Source organism: Hydrogenophaga sp., from assembly GCF_035481345.1.
Lineage (GTDB): Bacteria > Pseudomonadota > Gammaproteobacteria > Burkholderiales > Burkholderiaceae_C > Hydrogenophaga.
Genome location: NZ_DATIGV010000007.1, coordinates 1 through 20265, shown reverse-complemented (window position 1 = coordinate 20265; position 20265 = coordinate 1). Strand labels below are relative to the sequence as shown.

At 66.7% G+C, this 20265-nt stretch carries 22 protein-coding genes; 9 read left to right on the top strand and 13 right to left on the bottom strand.

Annotation, left to right across the window (positions count from 1 at the left end):
- Nucleotides 1-70 precede the first annotated feature (70 nt).
- The 3 genes from VLG41_RS00565 to VLG41_RS00555 form a co-directional block, all read right to left on the bottom strand.
- The gene (locus tag VLG41_RS00565) at nt 71-559 is read right to left on the bottom strand and encodes a hypothetical protein (RefSeq protein WP_325347452.1); all 489 of its coding nucleotides are present in this window, start codon (nt 557-559) and stop codon (nt 71-73) included.
- Between the two features lie 141 nt (nt 560-700).
- Complete coding sequence (locus tag VLG41_RS00560; RefSeq protein WP_325347451.1) at nt 701-1099, bottom strand: DoxX family protein; 399 nt, start codon at nt 1097-1099, stop codon at nt 701-703.
- 125 nt (nt 1100-1224) lie between these two features.
- Nucleotides 1225-1722, bottom strand: a complete 498-nt coding sequence (locus tag VLG41_RS00555; protein ID WP_325347450.1) for a hemerythrin domain-containing protein — start codon at nt 1720-1722, stop codon at nt 1225-1227.
- Between the two features lie 129 nt (nt 1723-1851).
- Here VLG41_RS00555 and VLG41_RS00550 point away from each other — a divergent pair, with 129 nt between their 5' ends.
- Nucleotides 1852-2211, top strand: a complete 360-nt coding sequence (locus VLG41_RS00550) for an ATPase with chaperone activity (RefSeq protein ID WP_325347449.1) — start codon at nt 1852-1854, stop codon at nt 2209-2211.
- Nucleotides 2212-2221: 10 nt separating this feature from the next.
- On the opposite strand, the gene VLG41_RS00545 is transcribed toward VLG41_RS00550, so the two are convergent.
- Entirely contained in the window at nt 2222-2524 is a 303-nt protein-coding gene (locus tag VLG41_RS00545; protein WP_325347448.1) for a DUF3892 domain-containing protein, read from the bottom strand.
- Between the two features lie 123 nt (nt 2525-2647).
- On the opposite strand from VLG41_RS00545, the gene VLG41_RS00540 reads away from it, so the two are divergent.
- The 6 genes from VLG41_RS00540 (at nt 2648) to VLG41_RS00515 (ending at nt 11182) form a co-directional block, all read left to right on the top strand.
- Nucleotides 2648-3229, top strand: a complete 582-nt coding sequence (locus VLG41_RS00540; protein WP_325347447.1) for a restriction endonuclease subunit S — start codon at nt 2648-2650, stop codon at nt 3227-3229.
- Nucleotides 3226-4737 (top strand): type I restriction-modification system subunit M, encoded by a 1512-nt coding sequence (locus tag VLG41_RS00535; RefSeq protein ID WP_325347446.1) that lies wholly within the window; start codon nt 3226-3228, stop codon nt 4735-4737. Before VLG41_RS00540 ends, VLG41_RS00535 begins: the two co-directional genes overlap by 4 nt.
- A gap of 143 nt (nt 4738-4880) precedes the next feature.
- A complete protein-coding gene (locus VLG41_RS00530; RefSeq protein WP_325347445.1) occupies nt 4881-6101 on the top strand; it encodes a restriction endonuclease subunit S in 1221 nt (406 codons plus the stop codon).
- A gap of 142 nt (nt 6102-6243) precedes the next feature.
- Nucleotides 6244-7161 (top strand): Abi family protein, encoded by a 918-nt coding sequence (locus VLG41_RS00525; protein WP_325347444.1) that lies wholly within the window; start codon nt 6244-6246, stop codon nt 7159-7161.
- 9 nt (nt 7162-7170) lie between these two features.
- The gene (locus tag VLG41_RS00520) at nt 7171-10452 is read left to right on the top strand and encodes an HsdR family type I site-specific deoxyribonuclease (protein WP_325347443.1); all 3282 of its coding nucleotides are present in this window, start codon (nt 7171-7173) and stop codon (nt 10450-10452) included.
- Nucleotide 10453: 1 nt separating this feature from the next.
- A complete protein-coding gene (locus VLG41_RS00515) occupies nt 10454-11182 on the top strand; it encodes a SprT family zinc-dependent metalloprotease (RefSeq protein ID WP_325347442.1) in 729 nt (242 codons plus the stop codon).
- Between the two features lie 31 nt (nt 11183-11213).
- Here VLG41_RS00515 and VLG41_RS00510 read toward each other — a convergent pair whose 3' ends face one another.
- Nucleotides 11214-11615: a VOC family protein gene (locus tag VLG41_RS00510; RefSeq protein WP_325347441.1), complete on the bottom strand. Its 402-nt coding sequence runs from the start codon at nt 11613-11615 to the stop codon at nt 11214-11216.
- 104 nt (nt 11616-11719) lie between these two features.
- Here VLG41_RS00510 and VLG41_RS00505 point away from each other — a divergent pair, with 104 nt between their 5' ends.
- The gene (locus tag VLG41_RS00505) at nt 11720-12223 is read left to right on the top strand and encodes an N-acetyltransferase (RefSeq protein WP_325347440.1); all 504 of its coding nucleotides are present in this window, start codon (nt 11720-11722) and stop codon (nt 12221-12223) included.
- A gap of 150 nt (nt 12224-12373) precedes the next feature.
- The gene (gene fic, locus VLG41_RS00500; RefSeq protein WP_325347439.1) at nt 12374-13492 is read left to right on the top strand and encodes a protein adenylyltransferase Fic; all 1119 of its coding nucleotides are present in this window, start codon (nt 12374-12376) and stop codon (nt 13490-13492) included.
- Here fic and VLG41_RS00495 read toward each other — a convergent pair whose 3' ends face one another.
- The 8 genes from VLG41_RS00495 to VLG41_RS00460 form a co-directional block, all read right to left on the bottom strand.
- On the bottom strand, nt 13493-14413 hold the full coding sequence (locus VLG41_RS00495; RefSeq protein WP_325347438.1) for a MurR/RpiR family transcriptional regulator: 921 nt from the start codon (nt 14411-14413) through the stop codon (nt 13493-13495).
- Between the two features lie 20 nt (nt 14414-14433).
- The gene (locus tag VLG41_RS00490; protein WP_325347437.1) at nt 14434-15468 is read right to left on the bottom strand and encodes a C45 family peptidase; all 1035 of its coding nucleotides are present in this window, start codon (nt 15466-15468) and stop codon (nt 14434-14436) included.
- A gap of 8 nt (nt 15469-15476) precedes the next feature.
- The gene (gene glnQ, locus VLG41_RS00485) at nt 15477-16205 is read right to left on the bottom strand and encodes a glutamine ABC transporter ATP-binding protein GlnQ (RefSeq protein WP_325347436.1); all 729 of its coding nucleotides are present in this window, start codon (nt 16203-16205) and stop codon (nt 15477-15479) included.
- Nucleotides 16202-16858: a glutamine ABC transporter permease GlnP gene (gene glnP / locus VLG41_RS00480; protein WP_325347435.1), complete on the bottom strand. Its 657-nt coding sequence runs from the start codon at nt 16856-16858 to the stop codon at nt 16202-16204. Before glnP ends, glnQ begins: the two co-directional genes overlap by 4 nt.
- A 25-nt stretch (nt 16859-16883) precedes the next feature.
- Nucleotides 16884-17639 carry a glutamine ABC transporter substrate-binding protein GlnH gene (glnH, locus tag VLG41_RS00475; protein ID WP_325347434.1) on the bottom strand — a complete coding sequence of 252 codons (756 nt, stop codon included), beginning with the start codon at nt 17637-17639 and terminating at the stop codon, nt 16884-16886.
- A 169-nt stretch (nt 17640-17808) separates the two neighbouring features.
- Entirely contained in the window at nt 17809-18384 is a 576-nt protein-coding gene (locus VLG41_RS00470) for a flavin reductase family protein (RefSeq protein WP_325347433.1), read from the bottom strand.
- Nucleotides 18381-19538, bottom strand: a complete 1158-nt coding sequence (locus VLG41_RS00465; protein ID WP_325347432.1) for a hypothetical protein — start codon at nt 19536-19538, stop codon at nt 18381-18383. Before VLG41_RS00465 ends, VLG41_RS00470 begins: the two co-directional genes overlap by 4 nt.
- Before the next feature lie 96 nt (nt 19539-19634).
- Nucleotides 19635-20078 (bottom strand): VOC family protein, encoded by a 444-nt coding sequence (locus VLG41_RS00460; RefSeq protein WP_325347453.1) that lies wholly within the window; start codon nt 20076-20078, stop codon nt 19635-19637.
- Nucleotides 20079-20265: the final 187 nt, after the last annotated feature.

Genomic DNA, 20265 nt, shown 5'->3' with positions numbered 1-20265 from the left:
CATCGTGGGTGGGCGGGGTGCGGTGCGCGGGATTATCGGCCCGCCCCTTCGGCGAGAAACCGGTGCCCGGTCATTCGAACACCTGAAGGGCCGTCCCCTCACGGTCCCGTCGCGCCAGCCGCTGGCGCTCAAGTGCGTCGTTCAGCTCCGTCAACCGAAGGAGAAGGGTGTCCGTGCACACGACGCCGTGGGTCTTCGCGTCATCGCCGGCCAGCAGATCGCTCAGGAACTGTGCGGCCCAGAGTCCGTCCTGCGGCACATCCGCGAGTTCGGACAACATGCGCTGCATCAACCGGCGGAACGCCCTCGCCCCCGGAGGGCGAGCGGGTTGCAGCGCATCGGTGAAGTCGCGCCCGACATCTTTCACGCGGGCGTCCGCGGCCCGCCCCGTCTTGTCCAGCAGCACCAGGACATGGCCGCGTTTGACGCCTCGGAGCCACTCCAGCATCTCACCCGGCGTGGGCTGGTTGGCGATGCGCTGCCGGCGTTGCCGGTCAGCGGCTTTCTGCTGCTGCTGCTGGCTTGTACGGAGAATGAGTTTCGAAGCGGACTTGATCATGGAAAGGGCGCATCACCGCGCGATATGACGACCGTCCTATCGTGGGCAATGGCCCCGGCGAGGTTCCGCCGGGCACGGTGCGCGTGATGTTTGCTTGATGCCTTCGGCCACCTCGCGGCCGCGATACGCGGAGGCGCGCGCTCAGCGCTGAGGCCCGAGCCGGTGCGTGAACGCCACCACCAGCGCGCTGACGAGGAAGAAGGCCTGCAGTTCCAGGCGCCAGCCGCCGGAGTTGGTCAGGTCCAGGAAGTGGCCCGAATGCGCCAGCACCAGCGCCACCACCATGTTGAGGAAGACCACCAGCGCGGCCGGCACCACCCAGAAACCCACCAGCAGCATCAGCGGCGCCACCACCTCGCCCAGGTACACCGCGTAGCCCAGGAAGCCCGGCAGGCCGTGCGCGCCGACCATGCCCACGATGCCGCCGACGCCGTTGGTGATCTTGGCCCAGCCATGGAAGAGCATGAGGATGGCCAGCGTCCAGCGCAGCAGCAGCACACCGAAGCGCGGTTGGTCGAAGAGGGCGTTGAGAGCGTTCATGAAGAAAGAGAAGAAGAACCGTCGACAGTGACAAGGGGGCAGAGCATGCCACGGCTGCCAGGTTCCCCGCGGTCAAACGCTCTCGTTTTTCAAGCACCGCCGCTCGCCGCGGCGCGCTGTGCCGCTCAGGCGCCGGCCATCACCACCGCGCCATCGCGGTCCACCGCCAGGCTCTTGTAGGCCTGCGCGTAGTGCTGGCGCATGTGCACCAGGTCTTTCAGGTAGCGGAGGCCCAGGGTGCGTTTGTCCGCCTCGCTGATCAGCTTGCCGGCGAGCTGGAAGAACTTGCGCTCCTCCTCGCGCAGGTGGTGGTGCACCTTGTGGCTCAGGCGCTTGGCCGTGTCGAGCCAGTCCGTCGTGTGCTTGTCGGGCACGCTGAGGTCTTCACAAAGCTCCTCGATGGTGTGGTGCTCGGCCAGCGCATGGCGCGAGGAACTCAGCCCGGGGTTGGTCATGAGCATGGGCACATACAGGAAGCGCTCTTCGGCGGCGGCGTGGGCCTCGAGTTCGACCTTGAGCCTCAGGAAGATGGCGTCGCGGTCGGCGGGTTTGACGCGCAGCAGGCGCCGGCACAGGCTTCGCTGCAGCTCGTGGCTTTCTCGCAATGCTTCGAAGATGTTCATGCGTGGGGGCGGAAGTTCATGGGTCCTTGATGGTGTGCGCACGGCCGCGCCCGCGCGCGTCGGACCCGTCCGACCCGGCCGTCGGCGCGCGCGCCGTGACGCCGCGCGCCGATTCCGACATGATTCGGCATGGACGACGCTTCCCAGATCCACATCCCCGAGAGCTTCATCCGGCTGCACGCCCGGCCGAACCAGCCTCGGCCCGCCCACCTGGCCGAACACATCGCCCGCCGCTTCGAGGTGTGCGACGACATGGCCACCGCCCTCGTCACCCGCGCCCAGGAGGTGCAATTCAAGCTCGGCGTCACCGAGGCCGACGTCATCGACAAGGTGCTCGATGGCTTGCTGGAACTCGCGGGCGAGGACGCCGACAGCGTGCTCTCACCGCCGGAGGCGCGCTGGGTGGTGTGTCACATGGCCGAGCAACTGGGCTGGGCCGAGCACCTGAGCCCCGAACTGCGGGCCATGGGGGGCGGGCTGCTGCAGTAGCGCGGGCGCCCTAGTCCACGAGTTCGCAGGTGCGCCCGCACTCGGGCAGCGCCAGCAGGAGGTTCGTCCAGCCCCCGGCGTGCTGCGTGCGCAGGTAAGGGGCGTGGCCGGCCTCGCGCACCACGTGGATGTAGTGCCGCTGGCCGCTGGCCTTGTCGAGCGTGTAATACGCCTCCACCCCCGACTCCACCCGCTGGATCACCGATTCGCGCGTGAGGCGCCAGTGGTTGGCGATGTGCCCCACGTGGGTGAGCTGCTCGTGCCCGCCAGAACGGCTGAGGCGGGTGACGCAGTTGACTTCGAACTCTCGCATGCTTCCTCCCTGGAATTTATGCATCATCTGACTTGATGTTTTAACGCCTTCAGCTTACTTGCTCTGCCTGGGGGGCGCAAGCAGAATTTCACGTCATCCCATTTGATGCAAATGATTTCATCATTGAAACAGCTCGCCGAGGTGCGGGCGGGCCATCCGTTCCGGGGCAGCGTGCCGCTCGTGGAAGGCGGCAACACCCAGGTCATCCAGATGCGGGATGTCTCACCCGATGGCGCCGTGGCCTGGACCAGCCTGTCGCGCACCGACCTCCCCACCAGCAAATCGCCCGACTGGCTGCGGGACGGTGACATCCTGTTCGTCGCGCGCGGCGCGCGCTACTACGCCGTGTGCCTGAGCCAGGTGCCGCCCTGCACCGTGTGCGCCCAGCACTTCTTCGTGCTGCGCGGCAAGGGCGGCGGCGTGTTGCCCGAGTACCTGGCCTGGCACATCAACCGCGCGCCCAGCCAGCGCTACCTGCGCAACAACGCCGAAGGTTCCGACCAGCTCAGCATCCGCCGCGCGGTGCTGGAAGAGCTGCCCGTGGCCGTGCCCGAGCTGGCGCGCCAGCGCCTGCTGGTGGACCTGGCCGCCGCGGCGGTGCAGGAACGGCGGCGTTTCGAAGCCCTGATCCACAACCGCGAGCGAGAACTCGACCTCCTCGCCCAGCAACTCTTCTCGCCGCCTCTTTCCGACACCGCTCCATGAACCACGCCCCCATCCACCAGGACACCATCAACACCGCCATCTGGTCTGCCTGCGACACCTTTCGCGGCACGGTGGACCCGAGCATCTACAAGGACTACGTCCTGACGATGCTGTTCCTGAAGTACATCTCGGACATCTGGCAGGACCACTACGAGCGCTACCAGGCCCAGCACGGCGCCCACCCCGAGCTCATCCAGGAGCTGCTGCGCACCGAGCGCTTCGTGCTGCCACCCGACGCCGGCTTCCAGGCCCTGTACGACGCGCGGCACCAGCCCGGCAACGGCGAGCGCATCGACAAGGCGCTGCACGCCATCGAGGAAGCCAACCTCAACAAACTGCGCGACGTCTTCCAGGACATCAGCTTCAACTCCAACAAGCTCGGCGACGAGGCGCAGAAAAACGACATCCTGCGCCACCTGCTGGAAGACTTCGCCAAGCCCGAGCTGAACCTGCGCGAGAGCCGCATCGGCAACCTCGACGTCATCGGCAACGCCTACGAATTCCTCATCAAGAACTTCGCCTCCACCAGCGGCAAGAAGGCGGGCGAGTTCTACACGCCGCCCGAGGTCTCGCAGCTCATGGCGCGCCTGATGGACCCGCAGCCCGACGACGACATCTGCGACCCCACCTGCGGCTCGGGCTCCCTGCTCATGAAGTGCGCGCAGCTCATCCGCGCCGGCACCGGCACGCGCCGCTACGCGCTCTACGGACAGGAAGCCATTGGCAGCACCTGGGCGCTGGCCAAGATGAACATGTTCCTGCACGCCGAGGACAACCACCGCATCGAGTGGGGCGACACCCTGCGCAACCCCAAGCTGCTGGACGACAAGGGTGGCCTCAGGCACTTCGACATCGTGGTCGCCAACCCGCCGTTCTCGCTGGAGAAATGGGGCCACGAGACAGCAGCCACCGACCCGCACAAGCGCTTTCGCCGCGGCGTGCCGCCGCGCACCAAGGCCGACTACGCTTTCATCCTGCACATGGTGGAGACCATGAAGCCCCGCACCGGCCGCATGGCCGTGGTGGTGCCGCACGGCGTGCTATTCCGTGGCGCGGCCGAGGGCAAGATCCGGCAGAAGCTGATCGAAGAGAACCTGCTCGACGTGGTGATCGGCCTGCCCGAGAAGCTGTTCTACGGCACGGGCATCCCCGCCGCCATCCTGCTGCTGCGCAAACGCAAGGCCGACGACAAGGTGCTCTTCATCGACGCCAGCCGCGAGTACCAGGACGGCAAGAACCAGAACATGCTGCGCGCGCAGGACATGGAGCGCATCGAGCAGGCGGTGCGCGAGCGGCGCGACGTGGACAAGTACGCCCACCTGGCCACGCGCGAAGAAATCGCCGGCAATGACTACAACCTCAATATTCCGCGCTACGTGGACACGCTGGAAGAAGCCGAGGCCATTGACCTTCAGGCGGTGCGGGAAGAGCGGTTCCGGCTGAAGGCGGAGCTGGCCGCGCTGGAAGACAAAATGGCGGGTTACTTGAGGGAGCTGGGATATGAGTGAAGCAGGCGAGTTTCTGCTCAGTCAAGCGCGGCTGGCAACTATTCGGAAGTTCCGAATAGTTCGCCAGGAAGGACAAGGCCAGGACAGCCAACAGATCGAGATGCGAAGCAACGGCCGGCGGAAAGCAGACACGGGGGGCGGAAATGCTGCCTGACGGCTGGAAGCGCGTGCGGCTCGGTGACATCGCACGGATCAGCTCAGGCGGCACACCCGATCGTTCCGAGCCGCGCTACTGGAACGGCGACATCCCCTGGGTCACCACCGGTGAAATCCAATTCAACACCATCACCGACACGGCGGAGAAGATCACGGCAGAGGGTTTGAAGAACTCGTCCGCCAAGCTGTTTCCCGCCGGCACCTTGCTGATGGCCATGTACGGGCAAGGCAAGACGCGCGGGCAGGTGGCGAAACTGGGCATCGAGGCGGCCACGAACCAGGCCTGCGCCGCCATGCGGCTCTCGGAAGACTGCGACCTCGACTACATCTACCAGTGTCTGGCGTCGCACTACGAAGCCATCCGTGAACTGGGCAACGCGGGGGCGCAGCAGAACCTCAGCGCTGCGCTGGTCAAAGGCATCACCCTGCCGCTGCCGCCCCAACAAGAACAAGTGCGAATCGGGGCGCTGGCGAGCTGCTGGGACGATGCGATCGCCAGCACCGGACAACTGCTCGCGAACAGCCGGCGCCAGAAGCAGGACCTGATGCAGGGCCTGCTGACCGGGCATCGAACGTTCGGCGTCGACAGCGCGCAATGGTCACACGTGGAGTTCGATCAGGTTTTCGAACGCGTCACGCGCAAGAACACCGCAGGCGACCAGAACGTGCTCACCATCTCCGGCCAGCACGGCCTGATCAGCCAACGCGAGTACTTCAGCCGCGTCGTCGCCAGCGACGACCTGAGCGGCTACACGCACCTCAGCACGGGCGACTTCGCCTACAACAAGAGTTCGTCGAACGGCTACCCGATGGGCGCGATCAAGCCGCTGGTGGCCTACGACTCTGGCGTGGTGTCCAGCCTCTACATCTGCTTCCGCATCCGGCGCGGTGTGGAAGCCGACGAGGACTTCTTCTCGCACTACTTCGACGCCGGCATGCTGAACGACGAGATCACCGGCATCGCGCAGGAAGGCGCGCGCAGCCACGGCCTGCTCAACGTGAGCGTGAAGGAGTTCTTCAAGCTCAAGCTGCGGGTGCCACCCCTCGAAGACCAGCGCCGCATCGCGGACGTGCTCAACACCGCGCAGGAAGAGATTCGCAACATCGAAGGGCAGCTGGAGCGGCTCAAAACGGAGAAGCGCGCGCTCATGAATGAGCTGCTCACGGGCAAGCGTCGCGTGCGAATGGCTGAGGAGACACCAACATGACGTTCCCTTGCTTCTACCGCCACGTTTTGGCCTCGGACTGGCAGGCTGGCACTTTTGAGGCTAAAATCCCCGCAACACAACCGCCACGCCTCTGCTTATGCATGCGCAACCTTGGCGGTTTTTCTTTTTCCGGGGTCGCTTGATGGCGAACACGCCCCTGCCCGTGTATGCCAAACCAGCGCGCTCCTTTGCGGACCAATTGGCAATCCTGCAAGCAAAGGGGATGCACATCGGCGACGTGCCTGCCGCAGAGGCCCGGCTCGCTAGCATCAGCTACTACCGGCTCAGCGCGTATTGGTATCCCTTCAGATCCAGAGAAGCCAATGGCCAAGTGACAAGCCAGTTTGAGCCCGGCACAAGTCTCGATGCCGTGCTTGAACTGTATGAATTCGACCGGGCGCTGCGCCTTCTGGTCATGGATGCGCTTGAACGCGTCGAAGTTGCTGTTCGAACCTGCGTAACGCACCACCTCGGCATGGCTTACGGTCCCTTTGGTCATGAGGATGCTCGCAATTTCCACCCCGGCTTTGATCATGGCGGCTGGTTGCAAAAGATGCGGGCCGAGACAACTCAGTCCAGCGACGCGTTCGTGGCGCATTTCCGCACGAACTACGCGGGGTTCCCGGTGCTGCCCATCTGGATGGGCACAGAGCTGATCAGCATGGGCTCTTTGTCGCGCCTGTACAAAGGCATGCGCAGCCCCGACAAGCAGGCAGTGGCGGGCGAATTTCATATCCACGCCAGGCGCTTGCAGGACTGGCTGCACGTGCTGACCTACATCCGGAACGTCTGCGCGCACCATAGCCGGCTCTGGAATCGCGAACTGGCCATTCGCCCCCAGGCAATGAGCGAGCCCGAGTGGAAATCTCCCCGCTTGCCCAGAGTCGATCGGGTGTATTGCGTTCTTCTGATGTTGCGGTATCTGCTTGATCAGTCGGGCAATGGTGTCGGCTGGAGGAAGGCGTGCACGGCGCTGCTTGAGCCTGTTGCAGCCAATGACCGCTGGCGCACCGCCATGGGCATGCCCGTCGATTGGCAACATCACCCCTACTGGACGTAGGACGCCCCCATGAACCCAGTCCCGCAGCTCAGCGAGCAATACAGCGCCCACCTCCCCGCGCTGCACCTGCTCGCCAACCTGGGGTGGCACTTCCTGCCAACGGCCGAGGCCCTCACCCTGCGCGGCAGCACGCGCGAGGTCATCCTCAAGCCGCGCCTGATCGACGTCCTGCAGACCCGCCGCTTCGACTACAAGGGCGAGACCTTCCCGCTCTCGCCCAGCGGCATCGACCAGATCGTGCGCCAGGTGCAGGCGCTGAGCCTGGCCGAGGGCCTGCTGCCCGCCAACGAGCGGCTGTACCAGATGCTCACACTGGGCATCACCGTCACCGAGTTCATGCCCGATGGCAAGAAGCACCAGCCGACCATTCCCCTGATCGACTGGTACGACACGGCCAACAACCGCTGGGACGTGACGGAGGAGCTGCAGGTGCTCTCCACCCACGCCACGCACCACCGTTGCCCGGACGTGGTGGCGTATGTGAACGGCCTGCCGCTGGTGGTGATCGAGGCCAAGCGGCCCGATGCCATGCGCGCGGACCAGGCCATGGTGAACGAAGGCATCAGCCAGCAGTTGCGCAACCAGCGGCCGGACGAGATTCCGCAACTGTTCGCCTACGCGCAGTTGCTGCTGTCGGTGAGCTTCACCGAGGGCCGCTACGGCACCACGCACACGCCGCTGAAGTTCTGGGCGCGCTGGCGCGAGGAGGTGTTTTCCGATGCGCAACTGAGCGAGTGGAAGAACCATCCGCAGCCACCTGAGGTGCAGGCCGCGCTGCTCCAGGGCAAGCCCGCGAAGCTGCGCGCCCACTTCGAGCAACTGTGGGCGCAGCCCATGCTGCCCACCGACCAGGACCGCCTGCTGGCCGCCCTGCTGCAGCCCGAGCGCCTGCTGGAGTTCCTGCGCCTGTTCGTGCTGTTCGACCGCAAGGCGGGCAAGGTGGTGGCGCGTTACCAGCAGTTCTTCGGCATCCGCGCGCTGCTGGCGCGCATCGGCCAGCGCCGACCCGACGGCGCGCGCGAAGGCGGTGTGGTGTGGCACACCACGGGCTCGGGCAAGAGCTTCACCATGGTGTTCCTCACCAAGGCGCTGGTGCTGCACCCGGGTACGCAGGCCTGCCGCGTGCTGGTGGTGACGGACCGGCTGGACCTGGAAGACCAGCTCGCGCGCAACTTCATGAACAGCGGTGCCTTCGGCTCGGCCGTGGCCACGCGAAAGGACGGCGAGAAGGCCAGGGTGGGCACGGGGCGCGAACTGGCCCGCCGCATCGGCAAGGGCAGCGAGCGCATCGTCTTCACGCTGATCCACAAGTTCGCCACGGCATCGAAGCTGGCCGATTGCTACAACCCCTCGGCCGATCTGATCGTGCTGGTGGACGAGGGCCACCGCAGCCACGGCGGCGAGACGCACGAGCGCATGCGCAAGGCCCTGCCGCGCGCGGCCTACGTGGCGTTCACGGGCACGCCGCTGCTCAAGAGCGAGAAGACGGCCAACAAGTTCGGCCCCATCGTGCACGCCTACACCATGCAGCGCGCGGTGGAAGACGGCACGGTGGCGCCGCTGCTGTACGAGGAGCGCGTGCCCGAGCTGACGATCAGCGAAGAGGCCGTGAACCGCTGGTTCGACCGCATCACCGCCGGCCTGAGCCCGGAGCAGGCGGCCGACCTCAAGCGCCAGTTCGCCCACCAGCGGGTGGTGTACGGCGCGGCCAACCGGCTGGAGCTCATCGCCTGGGACATTGCCCAGCACTTCAACGAGCACTTCAAGAAGCCGGGGCTGGGCCTGAAGGGGCAGGTGGCCACGGCCAGCAAGCTGGACGCGATCCGCTACCAACGGTACCTGGACGACACGGGCCTCGTCAGCAGCGCCGTCATCATGTCGGCACCCGACAGTCGCGAGGGCAACACCGAGGTGGACGAAGGCCGCTTGCCGGAGGTGCAGAAGTGGTGGAACACCCATGTCGGTCACCAGGCCGACACCTATGAGGAACAGGTGCTTCAGGCCTTCGGCAGCGACGGCGGCCCCGATCTGTTGATCGTGGTCGACAGGCTGCTCACGGGTTTCGACGAACCGCGCAACGCGGTGCTCTACATCGACAAACCCTTGAAGGAGCACAACCTGATCCAGGCGGTGGCGCGCGTGAACCGCCTGCATGAGGCCAAGCGCTACGGCGTGCTGGTGGACTACCGCGGCATTCTGGGGGAGCTGGACACCGCCGTGCGGGCCTATCAAGACCTTGAGGCACGCACGCAAGGCGGCTACGAGCTGGCCGACATCGAAGGCCTGTACCGCTCGATCGACACCGAGTACAAGCGCCTGCCGGGCTTGCACGAGGCCTTGTGGGCCGTCTTCGCCGAGGTGAGGAATCGCCGCGACCTGGAGGCCTTCCGGCAGGTGCTGGTGCCGCGCCACGCGGTGGACGAGGACGGACAGTCGTACGACACACGACAGAAGGTGCGAGACGACTTCTACGCCGCCCTGACCGCCTTTGGTTTGTGCCTGCAGACCGCCCTGTCGTCGCGCAGCTTCTTCGAAGACCACAGCTTCTCGGAAGCCGACGTGCGGACCTGGAAGGAGGACCTGCGCTTCTTCACCGGCCTGCGCGCGATCGCCCGGCGGGATGCGCTGGAAGCGGTGGACTACAGCGCGTACGAGGAGCAGATTCGCCGCATGGTGGACCAGCAGGTGATCGGCAACCAGGTGCGCGAGCCCGAGGGCGTGTATGTGGTGCACAAGCTGGGGCAGTTGGAAGCGGCCGAGCACTGGAACGACGAGAAGACGCGCAACGAGACGGACATGATCCGCACGCGCCTGAAAAAGACCATCGAGCAGGAACTGGCCGATGACCCGTACGCGCAGCGGGTGTTCGCGGAGCTGCTCAAGCAGGCGATCGCCCAGGCCGAAGCCATGTTCGACCACCCGCTGAAGCAGTACGCCTTGTTCCGGGCGTTCGAGGACCAGGTGAGCGCCCGGCGGGTGGCGGGCATTCCGGGCCACCTGGAAGACAAGCCTGGCTCACGCGCCTACTACGGCATCTGCCGTCTGGCCCTGGGCGAAGCGGATTTTCAGAAGGCCGACCAAGACTCGCTCGTGCGACAGGCCACGGACATCGACGAGGTGGTGCGGCAGGCGGTGGCCGAGCACTCGCTGAACCCGCAGAACATCGAGGCCGCCATCCGTCAGGCGCTGCTGCCGAGGCTCTTCGCGGTGATGGGACTGGACAGGGCCAGGGACGCCATCGACCAGGTGATACAGGTCACCCGCGTGGGCCTGGCCCGTGGAGGACAGTAGGGTGGCGCAGTACTCCGTGGCCTACGGTGAGGAGCGCATCGGCTTCGCGCTGAGGTGGCAGCCGCGCTTGAAGGGCCGCGTCGCCATCCATGTGATGCCCGATGGTGTGGTGATGGTGGACGCACCGCAAGGCAGTGAACTGGGCGACGTCAAACAGGCGGTGCGCCAGCGCGCGGCCTGGGTGTGGCGTGAGCTGCAAGCGCAACGCGCGCGGCAGCGCCACGTGCTGCCTCGGGCATACGTGAGCGGGGAGACGCATTTCTATCTGGGTCGGCGGCATCTGTTGAAGGTGCTGGTCACGAAGCAGGCCGACCCGGGCGCGCGGCTGTGGCGGGGGCGGCTGGAGGTGACGACCGCAAAGGCCGGCGCCCATGCCGTGCGCCACTGGCTGGACGGGTGGTACCGGGAACGCGCAGCCGTTGTGTTCGACCAGGTGCTGGCCCATATGGCCACGCGCATGAAGCTGCCTGGGCCTTTGCCGCCATGGCGTCTGCTGCGCATGCGCACGCAATGGGGCAGTTGCTCTCCCTCGGGGGCGCTGCTGCTCAACCCCGATCTGATCAAGGCGCCGAAGGCCTGCATCGAGTACGTGGTGGCGCACGAGCTGTGCCACTTGAAGGAGCACAACCACAGCGAGCGGTTCTATCGCCTGCTCGGCGCGGCCTTGCCGGACTGGGAGCGGCGCAAGCAGGAACTGGACGGGTTGGCCGACCTGTTGCTGAATCGCTGACAGCGGGCCCGCCTCGCCAGCGCTGCCTGCCTCACAGCCCGAGTTCAGGCCCTGCCGCCAGGTCCTCATGCAGGCACAGGAAATTCCCCTCCGGGTCCTTGAACCAGGCCGCCTTTTCCGAGCCCAGCACGCACACGTGGTCGACCGTCTTGAAGTCCGGGAAGTCGTAGTCCTCGAACACGACGCCGGTGCGCTTGAGGCCGTCGATGGCGGCGGCGATGTCCATCACCTGGAAGCTGATGGCCGTGTGCTCGGCCTTCGTGCCCTCAGGCTTCGGGAACAGCGCCAGCGTGCTGCCGCCCACGCGGTAGACGAACTTGCCGTCCGGTCGCAAGCCGCCGGGCACCAGGCCCAGGCGCTTCTCGTAGAACTCACGCGCCCGCGCCATGTCGATGACCGGGAGCATGGTGGTAACCGTCGCATTGGCCAACATACGCACTCCTTTCGCCGGGTTCAGGGGCGCTGGCACCGCAGGAGCCGCCGGGCTCGTCGAGCCAGCACGCCAGCATAGGCCCGTCGGCGCGGACAATCCAGCCCATGCAACTGCGCCCCGAACACCCCGTCGACGCCCCCGCCATCGCCTCGCTCATCGCCCAGGCCTTCGACGGCCACCCCCACAGCGGCGGCGCCGAACCCGCCATCGTGCGCGAACTGCGCGCGGCCGGCGCGCTCACGCTCTCGCTGGTGGCGGTGGATGAGACCGGGCAGGTCGTCGGCCACATCGCCTTCTCGCCGGTGCGCATCGCCGGCCACGAAGGCCGCTGGTACGGCCTGGGGCCGATCTCGGTGCTGCCGGCGCTGCAGCGCACGGGCATCGGCAGCCGCCTGATGACCGAGGGCCTGGCGCGCCTGAAGGCCCTGGGCGCCGAGGGCTGCGTGGTGCTGGGCGAGCCCGCCTACTACGGCCGCTGGGGTTTCGCGGTGCACGAAGGCTTGGCCTACCCCGGCGTGCCGCCCGAGTACTTCATGGCCCTGGCCTTCGCCGGCGAGGTGCCGCGCGGCGAGGTGGCGTACCACGCGGCGTTCGCGGCACCGGCTTGAACCGCCGCGTCGGCGCATGCCCAAGCGGGCTTCCCGCGACACGTCACTGAAACATGTCGTCGAATGGGCAAAACAGCGACACGTTTTCTTGACCTGTTCTCGCCGACGACATATCCTGGGAACATGTCGTCAAAAGTGCAATTCGAGAACATGTCAGGCCCTCCAGCCGCTTGGAGCGCCGATCAGCCCTACAACCAACTCCCCTCGCTGCCCCCGGGATCCGATCTGGAAAGCAAGCCGGTGCTGCGCGCCTGCATCACCGCCCGCGCGGCCCTGGCCGAGCTGAAGCAGGCCGCCGAGCTGATCCCGAACCAGCGCATGCTCATCAACACGATCCCGCTGCTGGAGGCGAAAGACAGTTCCGAAATCGAGAACATCGTCACCACCACCGACCAGCTGTTCCAGCACGTGCAGGGGGACGGGCCGACCGACCACGCCACGAAGGAGGCGCTGCGCTACCGCACGGCCTTGCACCAAGGCTTTCAGTCGCTCAAGGACAAACCGCTGTGCACGGCCACCGCGGTGACGATCTGCCGCACGCTCAAGGGCGCGGACATGGACATCCGTCGCACCCCGGGCACGCAACTGGTCAACGACCGCAGCGGCGAGGTGATCTACACGCCACCGCAGGGCGAGGTGCTGCTGCGCGAGCTGCTGGCCAATTGGGAGCGCTTCCTGCACAACGAGAGCACGCTTGACCCGCTGATCCGCATGGCCGTAGGGCACTACCAGTTCGAGGCGATACACCCCTTCGTCGATGGCAATGGCCGCACGGGGCGTGTCATCAACATCTTGTATCTGATACAGGAGCGGTTGTTGACCCTGCCCATCCTGTACCTGAGCCGGCACATCATCGCGCACAAGGCCGACTACTACCGCCTGCTGCTGGACGTGACACGTGACCAGGCGTGGGAGGCCTGGCTGCTGTTCATGCTGCGCGCCGTGGAAGAAACCGCCCGCTGGACCACCGACAAGATCGCCGCGATCCGGGCGCTGGCCGAGCACACCACCGAGTACGTGCGCGACACCTTGCCGCGGATCTACAGCCGTGAGCTGGTGGACGTGGTCTTCGAGCAACCGTACTGCCGCATCGGCAACCTCGTGGACAAGGGCATCGGTCAGCGCCAGGCCGCCTCGCGCTATCTGAAGGATCTGGTGGACGTCGGCGTGTTGCGCGAGATGCCGGTCGGTCGCGAGAAGCTCTTCATCCACCCCAAGCTCATGCAACTGCTGACGCGCGACAGCAACCGCTTCGAGCCGTACGCCTGATCACCCCGTCTCGATCCCCAGCCCGGCGATGAAGCCCTCGCGCCGCGCCAGCGCCTGCAGGGCCTTGTCGCCCAGTTCGCGCGCCACCAGGTTGATCAGGCCCTCGCAGAACACCACGTAAGCGCCGATGCTGTTGCTGATGAAGCTGCTGTCGTGCGGGATGAAGAAGGCGTGCCGTGCGGGCGGCGCCAGGGGCGAGGCGCGGGTGTCGGTGATGGCGACGACGTGCACGCCGGCGTCGGCCGCGGCGCGCGCCACGTCGGCCACCATGCGGGTGTAAGGTGCCACGCTGCTGACGATGAGCGCATCGCCGCGCGACATCTGAGCCAGGCTTTCGGCCACGCCCAGGCCGGGCCCATCGGCCAACGCGACCTCAGCGCGCAGCATGCCCAGCCCATAGGTGAGGAAGCTGGCGATGGAGTGCATCTGCCGCAGGCCCAGCACGCGCACGTGCGGCGCGCGCGCCAGCAGCTTCGCGGCTTTGGCCAGTTCGGCCTCCTCGAGCTGGCCGAGGAAGGCGTCCACGTTGCGGATGGATTCCTGCGCGAGCTTGGCGACCACGCCACGCGCGGTGCGCGGGCTCTCGGCGGAGGCGTCTTCGAGCAGGCGGTGGGCCTGCTGGGTGTAGAAGTGCGGCCCGCCCTGCATGGCGTGTTCGCGGAAGACGGCCTGGAAATCGGCGAAGCCGGCGAAGCCCAGGCGCGTGGCCAGGCGCGTGAGCGTGGAGGGGTTGACGCCCATGCGCTCGCCCAGCTCTGTGATGGTGCTGAGCGCTACGTCCTTGGGTTGCTCCACCAGCCGCGCCAGCACGGCAAGCGCCTTGCCGCCGAGCGAAACGCTGGCGTCGCCACGGCCGATGGCGACCACCAGGGCCCGCAGTTCGTCCACGGTGGTGGCCACGGGCGGTGCGGGTTTGGGCATGGTGGGAAACGGACTACGGGCTACAGGCGAAGGGCGTCGCGCATCCTAAACGAGGTTTCGCGGCGTCCGCCCGCGCGCACGGCCCAGTCCACGTGCGTGGGCCCGAGCGTGAAGCTGGCTGTGGCCATGGTGTTCTCGTGGTCGCTGTCGTCGGCGCGGTCGCGGTAGATGGGGTAGCGCGCATCGCCCTGGTCGAACAGGATGTCCAGCGGGTCGATCGCTTCGCCTTCGTGCTGGCGCAGCAATTCCTCACCCCGCAACTGGCGGTGGCCCGACGAGCCGGTGACGATCTGCGGCCGGTGCGCCATGGCGGCGTGCACCATGTGGTTGGCGTGCACGGCCGGGCGCTCCACGGTCTGCACCGAGAGCACGGCGTCGCTGAACTCCACGCTGGCGATGCAGGGCAGGCCGGCCTGCGCGAGCGTGAGGTGAAAGCCCCCCGCGCGCGGCATGGCGCCCAACTGGTCCAGCGCCTCGTCTAAGTTGGCAGCGTCGAGCAGGGCGCGCGTGACCACCATGCGCGGCAGGCCCAGGCCCACCTCCAGGGTGCGCAGGTTGTTCACGGTCATTACCAGACCCGAGGCCGTGGAGGCGAACGTGTGGCCGGGCAGCGAGCCCGGGTAGACGAAGGAGGCGAAGCGGCCGCCGCCCCTGACCGCGATCTGCGCGATGGCGCAGTGGCCGAGGAAGGCCGGGTCGCCGTCCTCGTTGTGGGCCACCACGGGCGCGGTGCCGGGCGCGGTGGCCGGCAACTGCACGGTGGTGCAGCCGTCGGGTGCCATGGCCCATAGGTCGCCGCGGCAGTTCCAGAGGAACACGTCCTCGGCGGGCAGGTCCAGCCCGGCGGCCAGGCCTTGCAGTTCCTGCCAGATGGCCGGGTGGCGCGCGCGCACGAGTTCGGCCATGGCGGCCACCGAGGCGTGGCCCCGCCAGCGCATCACCGTGGCCCAGGCGGGCGAACGGCGGGCGTAGCGTTGCAGGGCGGCCGCGCCGAAGCGGCCCAAGGCCTGGCCCACCTCGAACGGGGAGCCTTCGAGTTGCAGGTAAGCGAGCATGCGGTGCGCTATTCGACGTGCTGCAGGAATTCGCGCAGCCGGGGGTTGCTGGGGTTTTCGATGAGTTCGGTGGGCGGGCCGTCCACCGCGATGTGCCCGTGCTCCATGAAGATGAGCCGCGTGCCGACCTTGCGGGCGAAGGCGATCTCGTGCGTGACCACGATCATGGTCATGCCTTCTTCAGCCAGCGCCTGCATCACGCGCAGCACCTCCTGGCGCAGCTCGGGATCGAGCGCGGAGGTGGGCTCGTCGAAGAGCATGAGCTTGGGTTTCACGGCCAGGGCGCGCGCGATGGCCACGCGCTGCTGCTGGCCGCCCGAGAGCTCGCTGGGGAAGTGGTGTGCGCGCTCGGCCAGGCCCACCTTTTTCAGCAGCGCCCGCGCTTCCTGCTCGGCCTGCGCGCGCGGCGTGCCGCGCACCTGGCGCGGGCCAAAGGCCACGTTCTGCAGCGCCGTCATCTGCGGGAACAGGTTGAACTGCTGGAACACCATGCCCGCCTCCTGCCGGATCTCGCGCACGGTGGACGCGCCGCCGCGTACGCTGCGGCCGTCGACGACGAGGTCGCCGCCGTCGATGGTCTCCAGCGCGTTGATGCAACGCAGCAGCGTGGACTTGCCCGAGCCAGAGGGCCCGATGAGCACCACCACCTCGCCGGTGCCGATGCTGAGGTCGACGCCGTCGAGCACCACGGTCTGCCCGAAGCGCTTGCTGACCTTCCGGAACTCGACCATGTTCATAGGATGCGCATCCGTTTCTCCACCGTGCGCAAAGCGAAGGTGAGCGCGCCGATCAGACAGAGATAGATCACCGCCACCGCGCTCCAGATTTCCACCGCGCGGAAGTTGGCGGCCATGATTTCCTGGCCCTGGCGCGTGAGCTCGCCCACGCCGATGACGATGAACAGCGAGGTGTCTTTCAAGCTGACGATGAACTGGTTGCCCAGCGGCGGCGTCATGCGCCGAAAGGCCACCGGGCCGATGACGAAGGCCAGCACGCGCCACAGCGGCATGCCCAGCGCCAGGCCCGCCTCGCGCAGACCCTTGGGCACCGAGAGGAAGGCACCGCGCACGATCTCGGCGATGTAGGCGCCCGAGTTGACGACGATGGAGACGATGGCCGCCGTCAGCGGGTCCACGCGAATGTCGGCGATGACGGGCAGGGCGAAGTAGATGAACATCACCTGCACCACGATGGGCGTGCCGCGCACCAGCTCGATGTAGAGGAAACCCAGGGTGTCGAGCAGGCGGTTGCCGTAGGCCCGCATGAGGCCGAAGACCAGCCCCACCACCGTGCCGCCCAGCAGGCCCAGCACGGTGATGAGCACCGTGAGCTTGGCGCCCTGCAGCAACGCGGGAATGGCCTTGACGATGACCGAGACGTCGAAATCCATGGCGGGGTTCGCGCGTTCGGCTCGCTCAGGGCTTGGGCGGCTCGGTGCCGAACCACTTCTTGTAGATGGCGTTGTAGCGGCCGTCGGCCTTGATCTTGGCCAGTGCCGTGTTCACCTTGGGCACCAGCGCGCTGCCCTTGGGGAAGCCGATGCCGTACTGGTGCGCCATCATCTGCGTACCCACCACCTTCACCTTGCCCTTGCCCGCCGTATTGGCGAAGTACAGGACATTGGGCGTGTCGTGCATGGCCGCGTCCACGCGGCCGGTCATGAGCTCGAGGTAGGCGTTGTCGATGTTGGGAAACTGGCGCAACTCGGTGCCCTGGAAGTTGGCCTTGGCGTAATCGGCGGCCGAGGTACCGGTCTTGATGGCGAGCTGCTTGCCCTTGAGGTCGGCCGCGCCGTTGATCTTGCTGTTGGCCGGCACGAGCAGCATGAAGCCGCTGTCGTAGTAGCCGTCGGAGAAGTCGATGACCTTCTTGCGCTCGTCCTTGATGGTGATGCCGGCGAGCGCCACGTCCACGTTCTTGGTCTGCAGCGCGGGCAGGATGCCGTTGAAGTCCATGGGCTGCAGGCGGTAGCTCAGGCCCAGCTCCCTGGCGATGGCGTCCCACAGGTCGATGTCGAAGCCCACGTACTTGTCACCCTCCTTGAACTCGAAGGGCACGAAGGCGGTATCGGTGGCGACCACGAGGGTCTGGGACTGCGCGAAGGCGGTGCTGCTGCCCAGGGCGACGCACAGGGCGGCGGCCGCCAACAGAACTCGGCGAAGGGTGTTCATGCGGTGATCCTCGTGAGGGGTGGAACGCGCATCAAATTGGGGTTCTCGATGCACCAAGTCAATGCACTTGATATTTGCAAGCCAATCGACGACGCAAATTTACTTGCATTGCCGGATGAATGCAAGCGCCGCGTGCAGGGACGCGCGGCGCGAAACGGGGTTCGGGGGGCTAGAGCGCCCGGGCCTGCATGGCGCCAGCCGAGCGCACGAAGAGGCCCGCGCCCAGGTGGTGGATGGTCTGCAGCTCGGCGTTGTCTTCGTCAAACAGCCAATGCCCGTTGGCGAAGATGCGCGGATCGGCCGCGGCGGCCACCACCTCGGCGAAGCAGGTGTCGTAGGCGTCTTCGGTGTGGCGCTCGGGGATCAGGCGGCATTCGAGCCAGGCCGCGCAGCCCCGCTCGATGAGGGGCATGCCGAGCACCGGGCCGGTGATGGCCTCGACGCCGTAGCGCGCGAACTTATCGCCCCCGCGGCCGCTGTGCTGGCCCACGCTGTAGGTCAGGTCGGCCAGCGCCAGGCCGGGCAGGCACAGGCCGAAGCCCCCGCTGGCGCTGACGAGTTCGCGCGTGAAGGTGGTCTTGTCGATCACCACCGCGATGCGCGGCGGCGTGAACTCCACGGGCATGGACCAGGCCGCCGCCATGACGTTGCGCCGCCCGCCGTGTGCGCTGGTCACCAGCACGGTGGGGCCGTGGTTGATGAGGCGGCTGGCGTGTTCGAGGCGGACGGGCTGGAAGGGATTCATACGCAAATCAACGGATCGACAAGCTCGAGTGTGCCCAGATCCAGGGGCGGTGGTTCGATGGGCTCCGCCCACACGTCATACCCCGTGCGATGGGGGGCCAAGACCGACTTCACACCCTGACACTTCGACGACAGCGGCTCCAGCACCTGCAGGCTGGACGCCGACAAGCGTGCGTGAAACTCCGTGAGGTCCCCTTCATAGAGCGAGTCGTACGCCTTCTGGAGGTGGCTCGGCAGGTACAGCATCTGCAACTCCCCATCGGGATGCAGCACTTGGCCCAGTTGCACCAGGCGATTTCCATAGCTCTCCATGGGGTTGCCGCGCACATCGAGCACCTTCAATTGCTTGCGCAGCCTAAGCAGCTCGCTGTCGACGGGCAAGGACTTCGAAGGATCGATGGTGGCAAACAGCGTGTCCAGATCGGCATCGGAGAGGTTGCACTGCCGCAATTCCAGCTGCTTCAAACGGCCCTTCGTCGCGGACACGCAAACCCCAGCCACCAGTTCGGGCAGGGAGCTGGCCACGTCCGTGTCGGATGGATCGGGCATGTATCGCTGCAGATGCGCCATTGACGCGTCCAGGCGCCTCGCGGCGCCCGCGCGCTGGCCTTTGAGCAAGGGCTGCTGGTTCAGGGCCAGCCGGCGTATATGAGGAGCGTCGGCGACTATCTGTGCGATGCGCTGGAAGTGCCTGGGCTGCAGAGGGTAGGGCTTGCCGTCCTTGACGATCCGGGTGCCGGAGAAGTCCAGGTCCTGCAGGTGGTTGCCGTGCTTGTCCTGCAGCGTCTTGAGCAAAGGCTCAATCGTTCCGACGCGCGCGCCCGCGAGATCGAGCGCGTGGATGTCCGGCCAGGCGTTGCGTTCGAAGGCCACCGCCAGACACTCCACCGCTTCCTTGCTGAGGAGGGGCGCCTGCCGGGATACGCCGGGGCGGTCGGGTCGATGGCTGAGGTCGAGGGTCGTGATGCCTTGCTCGGCCATCTGCTCCAGCAAAGCGCAAAAGCCTTGCAGATCCTCTTTGTTCAGGCAAGCGATGGCGCGCTGGCCGGCTTCGGCCGCGTTGCGCGGTGGCTGGGTGTCGTCCGTCGGCTGCAGGCGATGGTTCCGTCGCTGCGCAGGGGGAAGTTCGGATGTGAAAGAGCGTTTTCTGATCATGGCGGCGAAAAAAGCAAGCCCACGGAAAAGTCCGTGGGCCGGATCAGTACCCCACCCGTCCGCGGGGGTTCCCCTGCGCTCAGGGCAGCGCGGCGCTCACTTCGCGAACAGCTTGTTGATGTCCCCGAAGGCCTTGACCTCGATGGCGTTGCCCGAGGGATCGAGGAAGAACATGGTGGCCTGCTCGCCGGGCTGGCCCTTGAAGCGGATGTAGGGCTCGATCACGAACGTCGTGCCCAGGGCCTTGAGTCGCTCGGCCATGGCCTCCCAGTCGGCCAGGGGCAGCACGATGCCGAAGTGGCGCACGGGCACGCCGTGGCCATCCACCGCGTTGACGGCCGCGCCGCCGCAGGCCTCGGGCGCGAGGTGCGCGACGATCTGGTGGCCGTAGAAATTGAAGTCGATCCACTCGGGCGAGCTGCGGCCCTCGGGGCAGCCCAGGGTCTCGCCGTAGAAGCGGCGCGCGGCGTCCAGGTCGTGCACCGGGAAGGCCAGGTGGAAGGGCGACATGGGCGCGGGATTGGTGGCGGGCGCGCGCATCACGGGCGCGGGGGCGATGGTGTCGGTGCTCATGGTGTGCTCCGGGCGGTGCTCGTGGGTGGAAGGAGAAAGCCGCGATGCTAGGCCCTGCCGAGCCAAAAGAAAATCAATCCTTTTTTGGGCCGAGCACCAGTATCCTTTGTGCATGATTCCCGAGCTCAAGACCTTCGTCACCGTGGCCCGCGAG

Coding starts and splice junctions, on each gene's coding strand:
- VLG41_RS00565 (WP_325347452.1), bottom strand. CDS start 559: ATGATCAAGTCCGCTTCGAAACTCATTCTCCGTACAAGCCAGCAGCAG.
- VLG41_RS00560 (WP_325347451.1), bottom strand. CDS start 1,099: ATGAACGCTCTCAACGCCCTCTTCGACCAACCGCGCTTCGGTGTGCTG.
- VLG41_RS00555 (WP_325347450.1), bottom strand. CDS start 1,722: ATGAACATCTTCGAAGCATTGCGAGAAAGCCACGAGCTGCAGCGAAGC.
- VLG41_RS00550 (WP_325347449.1), top strand. CDS start 1,852: ATGGACGACGCTTCCCAGATCCACATCCCCGAGAGCTTCATCCGGCTG.
- VLG41_RS00545 (WP_325347448.1), bottom strand. CDS start 2,524: ATGCGAGAGTTCGAAGTCAACTGCGTCACCCGCCTCAGCCGTTCTGGC.
- VLG41_RS00535 (WP_325347446.1), top strand. CDS start 3,226: ATGAACCACGCCCCCATCCACCAGGACACCATCAACACCGCCATCTGG.
- VLG41_RS00530 (WP_325347445.1), top strand. CDS start 4,881: ATGCTGCCTGACGGCTGGAAGCGCGTGCGGCTCGGTGACATCGCACGG.
- VLG41_RS00525 (WP_325347444.1), top strand. CDS start 6,244: ATGGCGAACACGCCCCTGCCCGTGTATGCCAAACCAGCGCGCTCCTTT.
- VLG41_RS00520 (WP_325347443.1), top strand. CDS start 7,171: ATGAACCCAGTCCCGCAGCTCAGCGAGCAATACAGCGCCCACCTCCCC.
- VLG41_RS00510 (WP_325347441.1), bottom strand. CDS start 11,615: ATGTTGGCCAATGCGACGGTTACCACCATGCTCCCGGTCATCGACATG.
- VLG41_RS00505 (WP_325347440.1), top strand. CDS start 11,720: ATGCAACTGCGCCCCGAACACCCCGTCGACGCCCCCGCCATCGCCTCG.
- fic (WP_325347439.1), top strand. CDS start 12,374: ATGTCAGGCCCTCCAGCCGCTTGGAGCGCCGATCAGCCCTACAACCAA.
- VLG41_RS00495 (WP_325347438.1), bottom strand. CDS start 14,413: ATGCCCAAACCCGCACCGCCCGTGGCCACCACCGTGGACGAACTGCGG.
- VLG41_RS00490 (WP_325347437.1), bottom strand. CDS start 15,468: ATGCTCGCTTACCTGCAACTCGAAGGCTCCCCGTTCGAGGTGGGCCAG.
- glnQ (WP_325347436.1), bottom strand. CDS start 16,205: ATGAACATGGTCGAGTTCCGGAAGGTCAGCAAGCGCTTCGGGCAGACC.
- glnP (WP_325347435.1), bottom strand. CDS start 16,858: ATGGATTTCGACGTCTCGGTCATCGTCAAGGCCATTCCCGCGTTGCTG.
- glnH (WP_325347434.1), bottom strand. CDS start 17,639: ATGAACACCCTTCGCCGAGTTCTGTTGGCGGCCGCCGCCCTGTGCGTC.
- VLG41_RS00470 (WP_325347433.1), bottom strand. CDS start 18,384: ATGAATCCCTTCCAGCCCGTCCGCCTCGAACACGCCAGCCGCCTCATC.
- VLG41_RS00465 (WP_325347432.1), bottom strand. CDS start 19,538: ATGATCAGAAAACGCTCTTTCACATCCGAACTTCCCCCTGCGCAGCGA.
- VLG41_RS00460 (WP_325347453.1), bottom strand. CDS start 20,078: ATGCGCGCGCCCGCCACCAATCCCGCGCCCATGTCGCCCTTCCACCTG.